The 1,808-nt window shown below is 61.2% G+C and carries 2 protein-coding genes; both read left to right on the forward strand.

Features of this window, described 5'->3' with window-relative positions; translation table 11 throughout:
• A partial coding sequence (locus NW856_RS13885; protein WP_414400720.1) for a transaldolase occupies positions 1–1,048 on the forward strand: 1,048 nt, incomplete at its 5' end.
• Between the two features lie 35 nt (positions 1,049–1,083).
• Positions 1,084–1,808 (forward strand): cobaltochelatase subunit CobN (locus NW856_RS13890; RefSeq protein WP_414400721.1); only part of this gene is annotated, 725 nt, incomplete at its 3' end.

Consider the following 1,808-nt stretch of genomic DNA (forward strand, 5'->3'; position numbering starts at 1 on the left):
CCAAATGCCTCAGTATCAGGGCATTGTCGATGAGACCTTGCTCAAAGCTCGCCAAGAGGTGGGATCCAAAGCTGAGCCGAAAGCCGTGGTGGCCCATGCCATCGATCAATTGGCGGTAGCCTTCGGCGTGCGCATTTTGTCCATCATCCCTGGGCGTGTCTCGACCGAGGTGGATGCCCGCCTCTCTTACGACACAGAAGCCACAGTTGCCAAGGCCCGCCATTTGATCGAGCTCTACAAGGCGGCAGGAGCGGATCCCAGCCGGGTGCTGATTAAAATTGCCTCGACTTGGGAAGGGATCCGAGCTGCCGAGATCCTGGAAAAAGAAGGGATCCATTGCAACCTCACCCTGTTGTTTGGCCTACACCAGGCCATCGCCTGCGCCGAAGCGGGGGTGAAGCTGATCTCGCCCTTTGTGGGCCGCATCTTGGATTGGTACAAGAAACACACGGGCCGGGAGAGCTACCCTCCTGCCGAAGATCCGGGGGTGCAGTCGGTGACCCAGATTTACAACTACTTCCGCAAATACGATTTTCCGACGGAAGTGATGGGGGCCAGCTTCCGCAACATCGGGGAGATCATCGAGTTGGCCGGCTGCGATCTTCTCACCATCTCACCGGCGCTGCTGGCGGAGCTGCAAAACACCGAGGGTCACCTGGAGCGCAAGTTGGATCCAGAAAAAGCCAAGCAGATGGATATTCCCCGCCTGGTGATGGACAGAGCCACCTTCGACCAGATGCACCGGGAAAACCGCATGGCCTCAGAAAAGCTGGAAGAAGGGATCCAGGGCTTCTCCAAGGCGCTGGAGGTGTTGGAAAACCTGCTCACCGAGCGGCTACACAAGCTGGAGGGCAACAAAGTGGTGATTACCCATGCGGCCCAAGACGTGTTTCGCGTCTACGACCTGGATGGGGATGGCTTCATCACCCGCGAGGAGTGGATGGGGGCAGATCGCGTTTTCGATGCCCTGGATACCAACCAAGATGGCAAAATTACCCCTGAGGAAATGTTGGTCGGCCTAGGGGCGGCGGTCTATCTGAAGAATTAGCCGCTGGCAGCCGGCCTGGGAAAACCTCAAGGTCTATGGGCGAGAACTTTCGCCACATCGGAGACGGGGTGGCCGCCCTGGAAGCGCAAGCCCGCCTGTGGATTGCCCAGCGGCTGCAAGGGATCCCTTACGATCCGCCGCCGGGGCCAGCAGCCAGGCAGGTGCTGCATTGGATCGAGACGGATCTGCTGCCGCGCCTGCAGCAAACCCCCCAGGAGCTGGAGAACCTGCTGCATGGGCTAGGGGGCGGCTATGTGCCCAGCGGCCCTTCCGGCGCCCCCACCCGAGGCCGAGTGGACGTGTTGCCCACGGGGCGCAACTTTTACTCGGTGGACATTCGCGCCATCCCCACCCCCACCGCCTGGCAGGTCGGCTCACTGGCCGCCGAGCGGCTGGTGGAGCGCTACGTGCAAGAGCAGGGGGAATATCCCCGTCGCCTGGGCCTATCCGTTTGGGGCACTTCAACTCTAAGAACTGGCGGCGACGATTGGGCCGAGGCCCTGGCGCTCTTGGGGGTCAAACCCCGCTGGGATGGAGGACGGGTGGTGGACATCGAGATCCTGCCTGTAGCGGTTTTGGGCCGCCCCCGTGTGGATGTAACCTTGCGCATTTCTGGCTTCTTTCGCGATGCCTTTCCCAATCTGATTGCCCTGTTTGACCGGGCCGTGCAGGCCGTGGCTGACCTGGAGGAGCCAGAAGCCGACAATCCCCTGCGGGCCCACGTGCTGGCCGATACCCAGTACTGGCAGGAGCAAGGGAT

The sequence above is a fragment of the Synechococcus sp. R3-13 genome, from assembly GCF_047462195.1.
Lineage (GTDB): Bacteria > Cyanobacteriota > Cyanobacteriia > Thermostichales > Thermostichaceae > Thermostichus.